17 protein-coding genes and 1 pseudogene are annotated in these 16,338 nt (G+C 70.0%); 8 read left to right on the top strand and 10 right to left on the bottom strand.

What is annotated here, in order from left to right:
- Nucleotides 1-44 precede the first annotated feature (44 nt).
- Complete coding sequence (locus BKA18_RS36460) at nucleotides 45-860, bottom strand: methyltransferase domain-containing protein (RefSeq protein WP_366048180.1); 816 nt, start codon at nucleotides 858-860, stop codon at nucleotides 45-47.
- 179 nt (nucleotides 861-1,039) lie between these two features.
- On the opposite strand from BKA18_RS36460, the gene BKA18_RS36455 reads away from it, so the two are divergent.
- The gene (locus BKA18_RS36455; RefSeq protein WP_366048179.1) at nucleotides 1,040-1,339 is read left to right on the top strand and encodes a hypothetical protein; all 300 of its coding nucleotides are present in this window, start codon (nucleotides 1,040-1,042) and stop codon (nucleotides 1,337-1,339) included.
- 127 nt (nucleotides 1,340-1,466) lie between these two features.
- On the opposite strand, the gene tpg is transcribed toward BKA18_RS36455, so the two are convergent.
- Both tpg and tap read right to left on the bottom strand, forming a co-directional pair.
- Nucleotides 1,467-2,024, bottom strand: coding sequence for a telomere-protecting terminal protein Tpg (gene tpg, locus BKA18_RS36450; protein WP_358919861.1), 558 nt, complete (start codon nucleotides 2,022-2,024; stop codon nucleotides 1,467-1,469).
- Nucleotides 2,025-2,033: 9 nt separating this feature from the next.
- The gene (gene tap / locus BKA18_RS36445) at nucleotides 2,034-4,259 is read right to left on the bottom strand and encodes a telomere-associated protein Tap (protein WP_366048178.1); all 2,226 of its coding nucleotides are present in this window, start codon (nucleotides 4,257-4,259) and stop codon (nucleotides 2,034-2,036) included.
- Nucleotides 4,260-4,401: 142 nt separating this feature from the next.
- Between tap and BKA18_RS36440 the strand changes: the two genes are divergently transcribed.
- Together BKA18_RS36440 and BKA18_RS36435 are read left to right on the top strand one after the other, a co-directional pair.
- Complete coding sequence (locus BKA18_RS36440; RefSeq protein WP_366048177.1) at nucleotides 4,402-4,791, top strand: VOC family protein; 390 nt, start codon at nucleotides 4,402-4,404, stop codon at nucleotides 4,789-4,791.
- Nucleotides 4,792-4,997: 206 nt separating this feature from the next.
- On the top strand, nucleotides 4,998-6,683 hold the full coding sequence (locus BKA18_RS36435; protein ID WP_366048176.1) for a pentapeptide repeat-containing protein: 1,686 nt from the start codon (nucleotides 4,998-5,000) through the stop codon (nucleotides 6,681-6,683).
- A gap of 241 nt (nucleotides 6,684-6,924) precedes the next feature.
- On the opposite strand, the gene melC2 is transcribed toward BKA18_RS36435, so the two are convergent.
- The 4 genes and pseudogenes from melC2 to BKA18_RS36415 form a co-directional block, all read right to left on the bottom strand.
- The gene (gene melC2 / locus BKA18_RS36430) at nucleotides 6,925-7,743 is read right to left on the bottom strand and encodes a tyrosinase MelC2 (RefSeq protein ID WP_366048175.1); all 819 of its coding nucleotides are present in this window, start codon (nucleotides 7,741-7,743) and stop codon (nucleotides 6,925-6,927) included.
- A 40-nt stretch (nucleotides 7,744-7,783) separates the two neighbouring features.
- Nucleotides 7,784-8,260 (bottom strand): apotyrosinase chaperone MelC1, encoded by a 477-nt coding sequence (gene melC1, locus BKA18_RS36425; RefSeq protein ID WP_366048174.1) that lies wholly within the window; start codon nucleotides 8,258-8,260, stop codon nucleotides 7,784-7,786.
- Nucleotides 8,261-8,594: 334 nt separating this feature from the next.
- Nucleotides 8,595-8,930: pseudogene (locus BKA18_RS36420) on the bottom strand (hypothetical protein); the annotation flags it as partial.
- 195 nt (nucleotides 8,931-9,125) lie between these two features.
- A complete protein-coding gene (locus BKA18_RS36415; RefSeq protein ID WP_366048173.1) occupies nucleotides 9,126-9,869 on the bottom strand; it encodes a GntR family transcriptional regulator in 744 nt (247 codons plus the stop codon).
- Nucleotides 9,870-10,010: 141 nt separating this feature from the next.
- Here BKA18_RS36415 and BKA18_RS36410 point away from each other — a divergent pair, with 141 nt between their 5' ends.
- From BKA18_RS36410 to BKA18_RS36400, 3 genes are all read left to right on the top strand, one after another.
- Entirely contained in the window at nucleotides 10,011-11,486 is a 1,476-nt protein-coding gene (locus BKA18_RS36410) for an MFS transporter (protein ID WP_366048172.1), read from the top strand.
- Nucleotides 11,487-11,598: 112 nt separating this feature from the next.
- Complete coding sequence (locus BKA18_RS36405) at nucleotides 11,599-12,435, top strand: purine-nucleoside phosphorylase (RefSeq protein ID WP_366048171.1); 837 nt, start codon at nucleotides 11,599-11,601, stop codon at nucleotides 12,433-12,435.
- A gap of 283 nt (nucleotides 12,436-12,718) precedes the next feature.
- Entirely contained in the window at nucleotides 12,719-13,213 is a 495-nt protein-coding gene (locus tag BKA18_RS36400) for a nucleoside deaminase (RefSeq protein ID WP_366048170.1), read from the top strand.
- 3 nt (nucleotides 13,214-13,216) lie between these two features.
- On the opposite strand, the gene BKA18_RS36395 is transcribed toward BKA18_RS36400, so the two are convergent.
- On the bottom strand, nucleotides 13,217-13,393 hold the full coding sequence (locus BKA18_RS36395) for a hypothetical protein (RefSeq protein ID WP_366048169.1): 177 nt from the start codon (nucleotides 13,391-13,393) through the stop codon (nucleotides 13,217-13,219).
- Between the two features lie 65 nt (nucleotides 13,394-13,458).
- Between BKA18_RS36395 and BKA18_RS36390 the strand changes: the two genes are divergently transcribed.
- Complete coding sequence (locus BKA18_RS36390; RefSeq protein ID WP_366048209.1) at nucleotides 13,459-13,911, top strand: GNAT family N-acetyltransferase; 453 nt, start codon at nucleotides 13,459-13,461, stop codon at nucleotides 13,909-13,911.
- Between the two features lie 25 nt (nucleotides 13,912-13,936).
- Nucleotides 13,937-14,503 (top strand): DinB family protein, encoded by a 567-nt coding sequence (locus tag BKA18_RS36385; protein WP_366048168.1) that lies wholly within the window; start codon nucleotides 13,937-13,939, stop codon nucleotides 14,501-14,503.
- A 98-nt stretch (nucleotides 14,504-14,601) separates the two neighbouring features.
- Here BKA18_RS36385 and BKA18_RS36380 read toward each other — a convergent pair whose 3' ends face one another.
- Nucleotides 14,602-15,183 (bottom strand): hypothetical protein, encoded by a 582-nt coding sequence (locus BKA18_RS36380; RefSeq protein ID WP_366048167.1) that lies wholly within the window; start codon nucleotides 15,181-15,183, stop codon nucleotides 14,602-14,604.
- Nucleotides 15,184-15,468: 285 nt separating this feature from the next.
- Nucleotides 15,469-16,299, bottom strand: a complete 831-nt coding sequence (locus BKA18_RS36375; protein WP_366048166.1) for a helix-turn-helix domain-containing protein — start codon at nucleotides 16,297-16,299, stop codon at nucleotides 15,469-15,471.
- Nucleotides 16,300-16,338 lie beyond the last annotated feature (39 nt).

Below are 16,338 nucleotides of genomic sequence, written 5' to 3'. Positions count from 1 at the left end.
ACCGTGGGGGGAGTTTTCTGGCGACGGGCCGGGCCGGCGGGCCCTCATGGACGGCGGCCCCACGCAGAGATCATCGGGGAGGTAGCGAGGTCGAGCCGTCCCGAAGTGACGTTCGCGAGATGCCGATTGATTTCCTCGTCCGTCGCGAGGCCTGCCGCGACCAGTCCGTCGCGCACGTGTCCGACCGTCGCGGCCTCCAAGACGTCGCAGGCCGCAGACGTGATCGGGAAGTAGGCGTCCGCGGTGACATCGGTCAGCCCCGCCTCCCGCAGCAGCCGGGGGAGTTTGCGTCCGTAGGCCAGGTCGACACCGCGAGCCGTCAGCAGCGAGCGGAATCCGGCTCGCAGCCTGTTGGCCAATGCCTGCTCGGGCCCGTACTCGTCCAGGCAGATCAGCGGCTGCGATGCCGGATCAGCGTCTTCCAGCAGCAGCCACCCGCCCGGCCGGAGTGCGCCGACCATCGCGCGCAGGGCACGTTCCCGGTCGGCCACATGCACCAACACCAACCGGGCGTGGACGAAGTCGAAGCCGCTCCCTGGCGGCTCGTCCCGGCCCACGTCGTGGCGCAGCACCTCGATGGCCCCTCCCGCTGCCCGAGAGGCCCAGGAAGTGTCGATGTCGGTCGCCACTACCCGACCGGTCGGCCCGACCCGGTCTGCCAGCCATGTCACTACCGAGGGGCCGCCCGCCCCGACCTCCCAGCACTGCCACCCCGGAGCGATCCCCAGGCCCTCGATGTGCCGGAAGGTGGTGGGGTCGAAGAGCTCGCTGAGCGCATCGAAGCGGGTGCCCGCCTCGGGCTGTGCATTGTCGAGAAGATAGCCGCCATCGTTGCGGGAGTCCGGTGCAGAGCTCGTCATGAGGGGATTGTCCTCCTCCGGCACACCCTCGTCGCGATGCGGTACCGACTTCCGGCACGTCGTCCCGTAGCTGTGCCGATCCTGTCGGCCGTGCCCCTGGGGCCCGCCCGGAGCCCTGGGAGAGCTCTCGGGACGCGAAGCGCGCCGTCAGTCGCCCCGACTCCGTCCCGCAAGGCGTGGTGCTCCCCACCACCATCGACTGGCGGCCTTGGAACGAGGCCCTGAGCATGGTGAACCTCGTTGCTGACAGGGACATCGCGGAAGCCGCGCACGCCCTTGACGAGCAGATATGGCGATTCCACATCATCGTCAGGCGGGGCCTGACTCCAGAGGAGAGCTGGCTCGTTCTGCGCGGGCATGTGGTAGCAGCGCAGAACGACTTCATCACCGTCGCACGCCGCCAGCTGTCGCCGGCCGGAGATCCGCTTGAGCGCTTCTCCGGGCGGCCTGCTCCAGATGATCCGATCCGGACTTCGTGACAGCCCACCCCTGCGGATCCCGAAATGAGGCCCCGTGGTTGGCACTGACGACGTCAAGCCTGCCCTTGTGACAACTACTGCGCTTCGGCTCAGTGTCACGGCCTCGCACATGCAGGGATCACAAGGATCAGTAGTCGAGTTCTACGTAGTCGATGTCGGTGAACTCGACCAGGAGGCCGTCGGCGCGGCGGCCGCGGTCCTTGAAGTAGATCTCCTGCAGGCCCTCGGCGGCGATGTTCTGCAGCTCCTGCTCGGCGGCGCCCGCGGCCTGCGCGTCGAACAGCCGGGCCGCGTAGGCGGGCGGCAGGGCCTGGGTGATCAGGCGGATCCGGCCGTCGTCGGTCGAGCCGGGGGCGGCGGTGAAGCCGAAGCGGGCCCGGGTCTCGATGACGATGCCGTCGGTGGTCGCCGCCCGCTTCTTCGCCCGCTCGCGGACCCGCGGCTGCCACCGCTTGCGGACCTCCCGCTCTATACGTGCGGCGAGGTCCTTGCGGGGCCGCTTGATCTGCGCCTTGACGTAGCGCTCGACCGTACGCTGCGAGATGCCGAGCAGTTCGGCAACGGCCTTGGTGGAGCCCTTCTCCGTCTTGACCAGGAACCGCATCTGCGCCGGCCCCGACTTGGGGATGGGTCGGGTGGTGGTGTGCTCCGCGGCCTTGTCGAGGCTGTCCTGGATGATGCCCATCGCGCTGGTCTACTCTCCGTCGGCGGCGGCGTCGGTGCCCTTGATGTGCCGGGCGGGATTGATCTGCTCGTCCTCGATCATCGAAGCCAGCCACAGGAAATCCTGGGTGCCCTCGTGCTTGACCATGCCAGGGGACACCCCGAGCCGGAACCCGCCCGGCACCGGCTTGCCTTCGGGGGTGTACGGAAGGAAGTCGAGCGGCGAGGGGCCGCGGGAGAGGTACACGGCGCAGTCGGACAGCACCGCCACGGGGAACAGGCCGGCGGCGGCGAGCCTGGTCATCTTGCGATGCATGTTGGTGCGGGCCTTGCCGATCAGCTCCGCCCGGATGTGCGGGCTCCACGTCGGGCGTTCCAGGGCCGGCCAGCGCTCACCGTGCTTGTGCTTCGCGCTCTGCGGGCGTTCGCGGAGCTTGCCGATGCCGCCCTTGACGCTGGATTTGATGGCGGAAAGCACCGCAGCCCGGCCCGGGTCGACGTTCTTGTGGCGGGCCATGGCGGCGAGGAAGTCCTCGTCGGTCATGCCGGTGGTGACGCCGAGGTCGGCCATGGTGGCCAGGTAGGCGTCGCGCAGTCTGGTGTACCAGGGGTCGAGGTAGGCGCCGCTCTCAGGGCGGACATACGCCTCTGCCGGCTGCACCCGGGCACCGAGTTCCACGGCGTAGGCGACGGTGGAGGTCGCGTACCAGGCCGGTCCGGTCGGGCGGATGCCCTTCGGAGTGAACGGGGACGGGAGGCGGGGGTCGAGGTCGACGTGGGACAGATCCACGAGCCATGAACCGGGCAGCTTCGGGTCGAAGTCGGGGCGCTTCTCATGGGTGGCGGGGCCGAGGCCGACGACGAGACGGTTGGCGGCCGCGGCGAACGCCATGTTCACATCGAGGCCGACCGCGTGGGTGTAGCCCGCGGTGCACTCCTCGTCGGTGAGGGGGCGGAACCAGTCGTACGCCTCCTCGTCGACGACCTGGTCGGGGGTGCGTTCGTGGAAGCGGGGGTAGCAGGCGGCAACGACGGGATGTTCCATCGGGGCCTCGGGCGGCGCCGGATCCACCGCTTCCGTGAGCGAGCCCGGCATCGGACCGGACTCCCAGGATCCGGACGCGTTCTTGACGGCGCGGGTCGGCGGGCGCAGCGCGGTCATCAGTTCCAGGCCGCATACGGCGGTCGAACCGAGCGGTGTGATGACGCGCTGGGCGTAGGAGCCGAGGACCGCGGCGACGTCGGCCGGCGGCAGCTGCCCCGTGGCACCCCAGGAACGCTCATCGAGTGCGCCCCACGGCAGGACGGCCAGCTGCACGCACTGGCGTCTGCCGCCCTCCGTGGGACGGTAGATGCGTGCCCAGGGACCGAAGCCGCGCCGGGTCAGCTTCCACTCGGCACGCGCCAGCTGCTTGATCACCTGGTGGTCCTCGGGCAGGCGCAGACCGCGCCGGTCCTCCAGTTCGGCCGGCAGACCGAGGCGTTCGGCGGCCGCAGCGGTCAGCACGATCAGCGGGTCGGCGTCCTTGCCGGACCGGTGCAGGCGCGGTGCACCGAGCTTCGCCTCGGACAGCGTCCATTCGACCAGCGCCGGGAGGGTCTTGGCCGGGCAGTCGAGGACCAGGCCGCCGACGCAATACAGCGAACCGTCCTCGTCCAGCACGCCCAGCGGTCCGTGGGCGAAGCGCGGGTCGGTGCCGGCCGGGGCATCGGCCGGCTTCTTCGTCGGGGTGTTTTTCGGTGAGGCGTATCTCGGCGGGGTTTTCTTCGGGAGTCCGTTTTTCGGCGGGGTGTTCTTCACGGCCGGTCGCCCTGACGGGGACGGCGGCTCGCTGTGGTCGGCCGGGCGGGGCGCAGCGCCGGCGGCAGCCGGGGCCGGTGTCTGCTCCGGGGCGGCCGGGGCCGGGATGGCGGGTGCGGGGGCGACGGTCGGCGGCGCGGTCGGCACGGAGGCCTCCGGCACCGTCGGCGCGGGACGGTCGGCCGTGGTGGGGTCTGCGGGGTAGCGGGCGGCGAGGCCTTCCAAGAGCCGGGCGTATGCGGCGCGTTTGGGCGGCCGCGGCTCGGTCCTGCCCACCTCCCAGCTCGTCACCGTCTCCCGCCGTACCGACAGGGCACGCGCCACCTGATCCTGGCTCAAGCCGCCCGCCTCACGGAGCCGCCGGCGTTCCGCCGGATCCGGCAGCGCGTCCTGGTCCGCCACCTGCTCCAGCAGCGCGTCGACCGATGCGAACAGCTCGTCCTGCTCGTTGGGCACAGGATCACCTCCAGGCCCCACTCTAGTTGAAACACACCTGGCGTCGCACTGAAGCGCACGGCCGACACCAGGCAGAATGCCGGCCCGCCCGGGCAGCCGGCAGCGCCGTGCGCGGCCTTGCCTGCCCTGAGAGGATCAGGGCATGGCGGACTCACCTATGCGGATCAATGCCCTCATCGTCGATGCCAGCGACCCCGAGCGGCTGGCCGCGTTCTGGTCCGAGCTGCTCGGCAGGCCGGTCGTGGGCCGCACGGGACCGTACGTATGGCTGCGGCGCGAGAACGGCCTGGGCCTGGGCTTTCAGCAGACGGCCGCACCCAAGGCGGGCAAGAACCGTATGCACTTCGACATCACATCACCCGACCCGGCCGCCGAGCAGCAGAGGGTCGAGGCGCTCGGCGGGCGCAGGCTGGAGCAGTACGCCGACGGCGGGTTCCTGGTGATGGCCGACCCCGAGGGCAATGAGTTCTGCATCATCCCCGAGGGCTCTTTCGAGCTCGACGACGAGGGACGCGCGCACTACCTCAGCTGACCGACGTCCCACCACCCAAGGTGCCTTGGCACCCCCACGGGTTCGATGGCCCAGGACAGGCACGGTCCTCGACCAAGAGCGGTGGGCGACGGGCGGCCGACGGGGCGGCGGGTCGTATCACGTAGCCGGAGCACGGACCTTCTTGAGCGCGCGCGGGACGTGGAAAGTGGCTGCGCACCACACGCGGTGCCTGTTGAGATCAAGCCATGGAGTCGACTTCACCAGAATGGAACCACTGCGGCACCGGCGCAACGGACGCCGACCCGGTGGGGTGCCGGGGCGTCCGAGCCGGCGGGCGGGCCAGGTGCCTGGCGCACTTGGCGGCGGGTGCCCGTGCGGTCTATCTCGCGCGGCTGGCTGCCGGGGCGGACGTGGACTGCCGGGGAGTCACCTTCGACGACGGCCTGTTGGCGGCGGTGCTCGCCGGCGTCACCGGTGAGGACGGGTATCCGGTATTCGGTGCCGGGCTCTTCGCGCAGGCGCGGTTCGCGGAGAGTGCGTCCTTCGCCCGCGCGGAGTTCCGGGGCCCGGCCTCTTTCCAAGGGACCGGGTTCGAGGGCTCGGCGGACTTCGGCAGCGTTCGCTTCCGGCACGGCGCCTGGTTCAAGGGGGCGTGCTTTGCCGGCCCTGCCGAGTTCGGCGGGGCACACATCAGCGACGACGCGGGCTTCGCCGACACGTGGTTCGGCGGGACGGCGTGGTTCGGCGGGGTACGGATCGAGGGCAGACTGTGGCTGGAGCGGGCGCGGTTCACCGGGGATGCCGTATTCCTCCGTGGCGTGTTCGGCGCGGACTGGGTGGGTCCTGTGACGTGTGACGGGACGCTGTCGTTGTCCGAGGCGGAATTCAGGAGCCCCTTGCGGTTGGCGCTGGCGGCGTCCCGGGTCGATGCGCGAGCGGCACGATGCGAGGGACCCGTAGCCCTCAGCGTCCGTTATGCCGCGATCGATCTGACCGGTGCCGTGCTGCTGCACCCCTGCCGGATCTCCACGGACCTGGCCACCGAGCTGCGGCAGCCGGCGGCGGCGCGCGCGGACGGCGCGGACCACACGGCGTCGATCGTCTCCCTGCGCGGCGTGGACGCGGCGATGCTCACCGTCGCCGATGTAGACCTCCGCGGCTGCGTTTTCGCCGGCGCGCACCACCTCGACCAGCTCGGGCTCGAAGGAAACTGGCGGCTCGGCGCGTCTCCGAGGGGTCTCCGGTGGCACCGGGGGGTGCCACGCTCCTGGACACGACGACTGGTCCTCGAAGAGGAACGGCAGTGGCGTGCTCTGCCGGGCCGGGGCGCAACGGCCCGGCAGGGCTGGGGAGCGGCCCCCGACAACCCCGATACCGTCCCGGGACTGGCCACCCTGACCTCCCTCTACCGGCAGCTCCGCAAGGCCCGCGAAGACGCCCTGGACCAGCCCGGGGCCGCCGACTTCTACTACGGCGAGATGGAGATGCGCCGCCACAGCCACACCTGGCGGCGCGCCGAGCGGTGGCTGCTCCAGGCGTACTGGCTCCTGGCCGGCTACGGGCTGCGTGCGTCCCGCGCACTGGGGTGGCTCGCCTGTGCGATGGCCGGCACGGTGGTTTTGATGATGGGACTCGGGCTCCCCGACACCGAGCCGCAGCAGCAGGTCAGACGGGTGCAGGGCGGCGGTTCCATACGGATGGTCATGGACAAGGCCGAACCTCACCTCACCCTTCCCGTGGGCGAGCGGTTCACCGGGGAGCGGTTCGAGAAGTCCCTGCGGGTCGTTCTGAACTCCGTCTTGTTCCGGTCCTCGGGGCAGGATCTCACCCCCTGGGGCACGTATACCGAGATGGTCTCCCGGCTCACCGAACCGGTGCTGCTGGGACTTGCCGCACTTGCCGTCCGCGGACGCGTCAAACGCGGAAGCTGAGGGCCCGTCCCGGCCTCCCCTTACCGTCCGGGCCTCCCCCGCCGGCACGGCCACGCACCGCGGCGAGCGGCCGTGCCCGCAGAGCCCGAAGGGCCGTAGAGCCCGCACCCCGTGCGCACCGCGCAGTCGGGGCGACCTTGGGCGGCGGAGGAGGCGGGCCCACGGTCACGGTCCGGCCCGGACGGAGCCGCGATCAGGCACCTTTCACGGTCCTGGATGGGCAAAGAATGTCATGGACCTGTCACACATAGTTATAGAACTTGGTGTGGTCCAGCATGTCCGCCGGCGTGACGTCGTTCCATGGCTTCATCGTGTCGTGGAGGTCGACCACGTCGGGTGTGTCGCCGGTGGGCAGATAGCCCGACTTGGGGTGCATCCCCTGCCAGTCGGCCCAGAGCTTGTCGATGAAGCAGTGGTGCAGCCAGAAGACCGGGTCGTTGGGCGACGCCCCGGTGGTCATCTGCCCACCGACCCAGACGTGCACCCGGTTGTGCAGATTCGGGCCGCGCCAGCCCTCGATGTTGTTGCGGAAACCGTCGGAGGAGCTGTTCCAGGGGGCGGCGTCGTAGACGCTCATGGCGAGCACCCGGTCGACCTCGGCGCGCGTCGGCAGTTCGCGGACCCCGGTCCCGAGCGAGCGGCGCAGGAACGTCCGGCCGTCCACCCGTATGTTCATCGGCCACTTGCCGCTGCCGAAGGCGAACGGCCCGGAGGTCACCCGGCCGTCGCCGCTCCGTCCATCACCGCCCAGGAAGTCGTCGGCCCACAGGGAGCTGCGGGGCGTGCGGTCGGCGGTCCAGTCCCAGTAGGGAAGCATGACCGACGGCGTGACGCTCTGCAGGGCTTGTTCGAACTGCAGCAGGAACCTGCGGTGCCAGGGAAGGAAGGACGGTGACCGGTGGCCGGTGCGCTCTCCGTCGTCGGTGTCACCGATGATGAAGGCGTTGTGGGTGCTGATGAACTCGTCGTAGCGGCCGCTGCGCTTGAGCTCCAGCACCGCGTCGACGAAGTTCCGCTTCTCGGTGGCGGTGAGGTCCGCCTGGTTCTTCCGGACTGCCATGTCGAGGACTCCTCGGTGGGGGGACGGTCAGCGGCGGGCCTCAGCCGGTGACGACGGGGACCAGGTCAGCGCCCTGGAGTTCACGGACGGCGGCGCGCGCCAGGGCGCGTGGCGTGGTGAACGTCTCGTAGTGGTTCACCAGGCTGATCCAGGTGCCGTCGGCGTTCCGCATCACATGGAGGTCGTCGTTGTCGATGCGGACGACGAAGTCCATGCCGTCGTGCGGGCCGGCCTGGCCGGCGTGGTGCCCCGCATGCGCTCCGCTGCTGTGGTGACCTCCGCTCTGTGCACCTTCTTCGTCTGCCGGCCAGCCCTCTATGTGGCGGCCCTCATATATCTCGTCGAAGGGCTCCGGCATCTCGTGGCCACCGGAGGGTCGGTCTCCCGCTGCTTGCCCGTGGCTGTCGGCGGGGCGGGCGGCAGCGGCGTCGGCGAAGGCGACCGGTGCGGCGAGCGCCGCTCCGGCCAGGGCCGCAGCGCTGCCGTGCAGCACCTGGCGTCGGGTGGGACGCGACATGTTCCACTCCTTGGTTCGTCTCGGCTCCCCTCCGGGGCCGGGCCGCAGAGGGTTGTGAGCCGGCGCGCCGACGGTCGGCCCGCGCCGCCACATGCTGGCAGGGACGAACGGATCATCAAGTTGCACCGGCGAATCAAGCAACGAACGAGACAACACCTGGGCGGAGGTGCAGAATTCAACGGCCGTGATCGTACTGATGGGCCGTCAGGTTTCTCCGCGGAACCGGATATTCCGTGTTGCGGGGCGCCCTCGGCCGCAGATCCTTCTCCCGCGCGGTCGAAACCGTGAGACCTCGCACGGGCGGAACTCGGCGCGAATGCAGGGGGCTTCGGGCCTACGGGGTTTGAGAGGCGGCCCGGCGACGACGGGGCCGCGACATCACCCGGCCCCTAAGCGTGAAGCGACGCAGGAGGTCCCACATCTCTCGGTGCTCGGCCCTGCGATCGTCCCTGCCGTCGGTGGGCCGGACGCTCCAGACCCGACGCGCGAGAGCATCGGCGAGATCGACTGTGTCGCTGGCGCAGCGTAGGCAGGGGGCTGAGCGTGCCTCCTGCATCCGGTTCGCCACCTCGTCGGCTCCGGGGCCGTCGTCACCCAGCTGTGTTTCCTTCAGGTAGTCGAGTAGCTGACCTACAACCGGGGTGAAGCCGATCCCGGCTTTGAGCTTCTTCAACGGCCCCTGGAACCCACTCCGTCTGACGTGGAAGACGTCCTGGTTGCCGGCCTGCGTCAACACGCGGTCCCTTGATAGCCCGCCCGGCCCGGTTCGGGCCATCAAGGTGCCGTGCACGGCCGACCACGCAGGAGCGAGTTGTCAGACAAGTTCAGCGGGAGATGGTGACGGCCGGCGGGTTGCCGCTGCGTTTCACCGGGCCTGCAGTACCGGCAGGGCGCGGGCTCCGGAGGGCAGCATGTACTTGGCTGCCAGTACTGGGGTCCGCCCTACCTGTACGACCTGCGTGGCCAGGATGGCGGGGGTGTCCGCGGGGCGTGCGAGCTGTTGGCCGCGGCGCTGCCCGAGCATGGAGGCCACAATCGTGGCCGAGCCGCGCAGCGGCAGCTCCCGCCCCACCTCCAGGAGCACTTTGAGCATGGAGCTCGGCGGCGTCGGGGGCCCGCTCAGCGCATCGGCGAGCTCGGGGAGCAGCTCGCGCAGCCTCTCCTGGGGGGCTGCCCACTCCTGGGCCAGGCAGCAGGCCAGGCCGTCGAGCTCCAGTACAGCTTCCCAGAACGGGACCCGGTCCTTGGCGGAGAGCAGCAGGTGCTGGGTGGAGAAGTCCGTCGGCTCCACGATGTCGTGCCGCAGCACGGTTGCCCGCACCGGCCGTCCGCCGCCGAGCAGCTGTTCCATCGGGCGCAGCTGCTCGAACCCGCGCTGCGGCGGGTGGTTGACCGTGCGGCCGACACCGCGCCGTGCGTCGAGCACGCCGTCCTCCTGGAGCAGGATCAGCGCCTCGCGCAGTGCCGGCCGGCTCACTCCCAGGTCCGCGGCGAGCTTGGGCTCACTGGGCATCGGTGAACCCGGCGGGTAGACGCCCTCGTGAATGGCTTCCACGATCCGCTCGTACAGCACGACCACCGGTCGCCGTCGGGGCTGGTTGGCAGCCACCGGCACCTCCTCCGCGTCTTGACGCATCCCTCGCACTCAGGTTAGAAGTGTCTCGCGAGGCAGCTTGTCTGACAAGTGGCCCCAGAGAACGAGGTTGCCGCTCGCAATCCCCATTCCCCTTACGAAGGTGGAGGCGCCGTCATGTCGCTGACGAGCCCAGTCGTTGGCCGTTCCGCCGGGCGCCAGTTCGGGCTTTTGACCGCTCTTGTGCTGGCCGTCCTCGGATACCAGATCAACGCCACCATGATCAGTCCGGCCCTGCCGCATGTGATCACGGAATTGCACACCACCCCGGGCACTGCCGGACTCTCGCAGACGCTGTTCTTCCTGCTCGGATCGCTCAGCCAGGTCACTCTGGGCCGGCTCAGCGACTACCGGGGCCGCAAGCAGATGATGCTGCTCGCCTGCGCGATGCTGCTGGTCGGCAACCTTGCCTGCGTTTTCGCTCCCAACGTCGAGGGCTTCCTCGCCGGCCGAGTTCTGCAGGGCTTCTCTGCTGCCAACTTCCCCCTGGCCTTCCTCACACTGAACCAGGTGATGACCCGGGAGCGGTTCGGCTGGGCCGCTGGAGTCATCACCGCGGTCAACGGGGGCTTCGCCGGAGTGGACGCCATCGCCGGCGGACGGATCGCGGACACCATCGGCTTCCGCGGCGTCTTCGGTGCCAGCCTGGTGGTCAGCGTCATCGGCATCCTCGCGGTGATCTTCGTGGTGCCGAAACTTCCGGCCCCGTCCGTCGGACGGATGGACTGGGGCGGCGCCACGCTGCTCTGCATCGGCCTGTCCGGCATTCTGATCGGCCTCGCCCAGGGCCAGAGCTGGGGCTGGGCCTCCGCACCCACGGTGGTCTGCCTGCTCGGCGGGCTCGCGGCCCTGGCGGTCTTCGGCTTCACCCAGCGCGGCGCACGGCGCACCGGGACCACCAAGCCGCTCATCGACCTCAGCCTGCTCGGCTCCCGCCGCGCCTGGCCGCTGCTGGTCACCTCGGCGCTGACGCTGGGCGGCGCGTTCGCCGCGCTCGCACTGACCATTCCGCTGTTCACCCAGGACAGGCACGCCGGGTTCGGGATGTCCTCCTTCACCTCGGCGCTGCTGTTCTCCACCCCGGCCCAGGTCATCGGTGTGATCGGCGCCCCGATCGCCGGCTGGATGGGCCCGCGGCTCGGATGGAATCGCGCGATACGGATCGGCTGCACCAGCACTCTGGTGGTCTTCGCCGTCGCCTGCGCCTTTCTGGACTCGCGGTGGACCGTCTTTGCCATGCTCGCTCTGCTCGGCATCACCTACAACGGGTTGAGCATGACGGCACTGAACGGCTACTCCGTGGTGGCCATGCCGGAGGCCGAGGGAGCGCTGGCCGGGCTGAACGGCGCCTGTATCGGCCTCGGCGCCTCGTTCGGCATCGCGCTGTCATCCGCACTGATCACCGCAGGAACGCACAACGGGCAGACCGGGCACTCCGCGTACGCCGAGGCCATGTGGGCCGGGTTCGGCCTGCTGGTGCTGGCGCTGATCGCCGCCGTCACGCTGGCCAAGCCGCCGACGGCCGAGCAGGCCGAGAGGCTGGCGCCCGAGGCTGACCGTCCGGCCGCCGTGATGGCACCCACCGGGCACTGAACCACACCACGCATCGCCTACCCAAAACACACGACCCAGGCCGACTGCGGGGCACGGGGCCACGCACCGCCCAGTACCGATATGCCCAGTACCGATAGGAGACCGACCCCAGATGACCACAACCACCGAAACGCCCACTGAGACCGCTACCCCCGCCTGCAACCCCACCCCCACGGCCGAGCAGGCGGCTGTCTGCATCGCCGAGCTGACCGGCGTCGCCCAGCACGATGTCGCACTGGTCATGGGCTCCGGGTGGAGCCTGGCCGCAGCCGCGCTCGGCACCCCGACACACGACCTCGCGTTCACCGACGTCCCCGGCTTCGCACCGTCCGCAGTCGCCGGACACGCCGGCCGGATCCTCTCCGTCCCGGTCGGCGACCGCCGCGCTCTGGTCTTCCTCGGCCGCACCCACCTGTACGAGGGGCGGGGCACCGACGCGGTCGCACACGGGGTGCGCACCGCGGTAGCCGCCGGCTGCCGCACCGTGGTGCTGACCAACAGCTGCGGGGGACTGCGCGCGGACCTGCGACCCGGCCGGCCTGTGCTGATCAGCGACCACCTCAACATGACCGCCGCCTCCCCGCTGCACGGCGCCGACTTCGTCGACCTGACCGACCTGTACTCGCGCCGACTGCGCGAGCTGTGCCGCCGGATCGACCCGACACTGACCGAGGGCGTGTACGCACAGTGGCGCGGCCCGCAGTACGAGACCCCGGCCGAGATCCGGATGCTGCGCACCCTCGGCGCGGACCTGGTCGGCATGTCCACCGCCCTGGAGGCGATCGCCGCCCACGCCGCCGGCGCCGAGGTCCTGGGACTGTCCCTGGTCACCAATCTGGCAGCCGGAATGGGTGCCGAGCCCCTGGACCACACAGAGGTCCTGCGGGCCGGACGCGACTCGGCCTCCCGCATGGGCGATCTCCTGACCCGACTGCTCACAGAAATGTGACCGCGGGCCCACCCACCACGACCGGAGAAACCGGATCGCTGGGCAGCTAGCGGCCTGCGGGAGCCGTCGCCTGGACGACGCCTCCCGCCAAGTCCGCGAACCGGTCCGTCGGCCCGCTGCGATTTGACACCGCCGGACCGAGCGGCGCGCCGACACGGGACCGAACCAGAGGCAACCACAACTGATCACCACACCACCGCCGGGCTGAGCGCGAGCGACACCCCCACGGCCGGCCCGCGGCAGCTTCGCCGTCCAGCTTCACACCGCCTATGAGGAGCACGTCATGCAACCAGCTTCGAACACACCGACCGACCAGGACCGGGTTCACCTCCTGGCGGCCATCGACCTCGCGGCCAGCGCGCGTCAGCACGGCAACCATCCGTTCGGCGCGCTGCTGACCGACGCGACCGGGAGTGTCCTGCTCACCGCCGAGAACACCGTGATCACGGAGCACGATGTCACCTGCCACGCAGAGACGAACCTGGTCCGGCAGGCGTCGCGCACGCTGACGCCGGATCAGCTCGCCGAGGCCACGCTCTACACCAGTACCGAGCCGTGCGCGATGTGCTCGGGCGCGATCTACTGGAGCGGCATCCGCCGGGTGGTCTACGCGCTTGCGGCGACGGATCTGAATGTCCTCGCCGGGGCAGACCCCGATGAGCCGCAGCTCGATCTCCCCTGCCGTCAGATCTTCGCGGCCGGCGGGAACACAGTCGAGGTATCGGGGCCGTACCTCTACGAAGAGGCTGCCGCGGTGCACCTCGGGTACTGGGGGTAGCACTCAGCCCCTACCCGCACCTTCGGCCGACCTGGTGCCGGGTACGGGGCGCAGCGAGGCCAGTTGCTCGGGTGAGTTCGCCATGTCCAGGCCTGTGGTGACTCCCCGGGCGGCGAGCTGGTCGAGGAAGTCCGGGCCGTGCAGGTGGACGTGGGCGTCGATCAGGCCGGGCAGCAGCACCGCGCCGCCGGCGTCGAGGGTCCGGGCGCCGCCGGCGTCGGTGCCGATCGACTGGGCCCGGCACCCTGGTAGCCCAACGCCCGGAGCGCTGGGCGAGCGGCGAGGAGTTCACCCACGCGATCGTGTTGGACGGGGCGATCGTCGGCGCCTGCGGACTGTTCCGGCGCGACGACGTCCCGGGCAACGGCCGCGAGATCGGCTACTGGCTGCACCCTGGCGCCACCGGCCGTGGTGTGGCCACCCGGACCGCCCGCGCCCTGATCGAGCAGGCCTTCCGCCTCCCCGGCGTCGACTTCGTCGAGGTCGTCCATGACCGGGCCAACCGCACCAGCGGCGCCGTCCCGGCCCGACTCGGCTTCACCGAACACCTCCGTCGGCCCGCCGAGCGCCTCGCCCCGGCCGAGACCGGTGTGGACCGGATCTGGCGGCTGACCCGCCGTCAGCTGGAGGTCTCGTCGTCGAGACCGGCACCGCATCTTGATGCCACCATGGCGTCACCTCGAAGCGAAACTAAGTAGCGAACTGGGGCCGTCAGAGGCGAACATGCCGCGCATGAGTGAGCAACCCGCACGATGGACCAAGGCGACCGTCTACCCCGACATGTGGACCGATCCGGACGACGACCCCCGCGACCAAGGAGTCAGTCCGGACGGCGAGCTCGCGACGCTGCAGGACTTCCTGACGGGCTACCGCATGACTCTGCGGATGAAGTGCGAGGGCCTGGATGCGGAGCAGCTGGCCCGTCGGTCGGTGCCGCCGTCCACGATGTCGCTGCTCGGCCTGGTGCGGCACCTCGTCGAGGTGGAACGGGACTGGCGGAACTGGATCAGCGACGGTGACCCGCTGCCGAAGCTGTACGGCAAGCGTGACGCGGACTTCGACGGAGCTGTCGCCGAACAGGCCGTGGTCGACGCGGCGTACGTCGATCTGGAGCGTGAGCAGGCGGCGACCGACGCCGCGCTGGCCGAACACCCGGACCTGGGCGAGCGGGTGGGGAAGGACGGGATCGCGATCCGGGAGCTGATGGTGCACAGGATCGACGAGTACGCCCGTCACTGCGGGCACGCCGACCTGTTGCGCGAGTGCATTGACGGAAGGGTGGGTCAGTGACGAGGGCATCAGGCTGAGCCCAGCTCGATCCGCGCCCACTGCGTGTCAGTCAATGGCACGCCCGGGCCCACGACCCCTGCTGATTCACACGAGACTGCCTATTCGCCGACGCCCAGATCGGCGCGCATCGAGTGCCTCAGTGCCCCCAGGTAAGGCCAGACTTCCTCACGGAGTTCACCCTCCAGGGCCGCCAGTTCTTCCGCGTATGTGGCGGGCGCCGCTCCGTACTTCCTGACCTTGCCGTACGCGGCGTTCAAACGCCTCTTCGCCGTGCTGGAGGCGCGCAACACCGCGTCCGGAACGACCATCTGGGATTCCGCGTAGCTGTCCCGATAGGCCAGCCTGCCAGCCTCCAGATTCTTGAGGGACGTGTCGACGTCCTCGTTGCGTTGAAGCGCGTAGAGATAGCTCGTCATCGCCGTCAGGTACTGGCGTGAGGCAGTGTTCAGTGTGATGTAGCACGTGCGCCGCCGTTCGAGGCTCTCGCGCTGACATTGTCTGGCCTGCTCCGCCCGGAGCAACTCCTCGGCATGGCCGCGTTCCTCGCGCCGTTGTTCAGTGGCGGCCTGGAGCTCCATGCGCTTGGTGCGGTCCGCCCGGTTCTGTGTCAGCAGCGCGGCCCCCAGCGTTCCCGCCACACCCACCATGGCGATCAACAACCCCGCCCAACTGGCGCCCATGATGCCCCCTTCGTGACGTCGGAAGAACTCGACCCCACGGCAGGTACTCCCCCGTACGCCGCTGCGGAACCCTCGGACTTAGGGCGCCGCCGGGAGCCCTGAAGCAGAGTCTCCCCCACCGTGCCGGGGCACACGAGCCCGACATGATCCGAACGAAAGACCCTAAGAGGTCGCGCGGGTAGGCACGGTGGCGCACCGATACAGAGAGGCGAGCGCGGAGTTCCGGTGATCACGGGGTTGTGACGCCACGTGATCACAGATGTGAGTGTTCTTGTGGGCACCTCCTCACTCGGCGGCCACCGTCGCCTGCCACGCGCCCGGGCGTTTGCCTGTGGCCTTGTGGAAGAACACCGAGAAGTGGGATGCGTCGGAGAAGCCGAGTATGTCGGCACAGCGGGCGGCGGTGAGGCGGTCGTGTGCGAGGAGCCGTTTGGCTTCCAGGGTGATCCGTTCGACGATGTACGCCTTCGCGGTGCGGCCGGTGGCCTGCTGCACCGCTCGTGAGAGGGTGCGGGGCGCGTATCCCAGCGCACGGGCGTAGTAGCCGGCGTCGTGGTGTTGCCGGAAGTGCGCCTCGACGCTGGAGCGGAACAACCGGAACACCGGATGTGTGAGCCGTGCTTCGGCGTGCGGTGGGTGCAGCCGGGTGATGAGCGCGGAGAGCAGGATTTCGGGCAGCTCCGTCGAGGAGTCACTGGGGGGTGGGGCGGATGCTTCGAGGAGGAGATGGCTGCGCGCCGTGTCGACGAAGGGCCAGTCGGCGTCGGGGATGCTCCAGTGCGCGGCCAGGTCCGGGGACGCGACGAGTTCTCGGGTGGTGTGGGTGACCGGCGCGGTCGGCACGAACAGCACGAGGTGCCCCGCCACTTCGGCGATGTCGTCCCACCGGTGCACCGCGCCGGGGGGAATCCACACCGCGGACCGATCTTGGAGCGGGTGGAGGTGGAAATCGACCGTGACTGAGCCGGGTCCGGCGTCGATGACCGCAAGGACGTGGAAGTCGGCGCGCTGCGTGCCGCCGTCGTTCAGCTCGCGAAGGCGGCCGAACGTCATCGTCTCGACCGAGGCGGCGCGGCGTCCTGCGGGCTGGTAGGTCATCTGCCGGATCACGCTCACGTGTCCAGTTTTCACCATCGGGCGACCAGTCACGCCGAT

The sequence above is a fragment of the Streptomyces auratus genome (genome assembly GCF_050433025.1).
GTDB classification, from domain to species: Bacteria; Actinomycetota; Actinomycetes; order Streptomycetales; family Streptomycetaceae; genus Streptomyces; species Streptomyces sioyaensis.
Note: the sequence above shows the minus strand (reverse complement) of the source record. Positions and strands in the feature narration are given on the sequence as shown.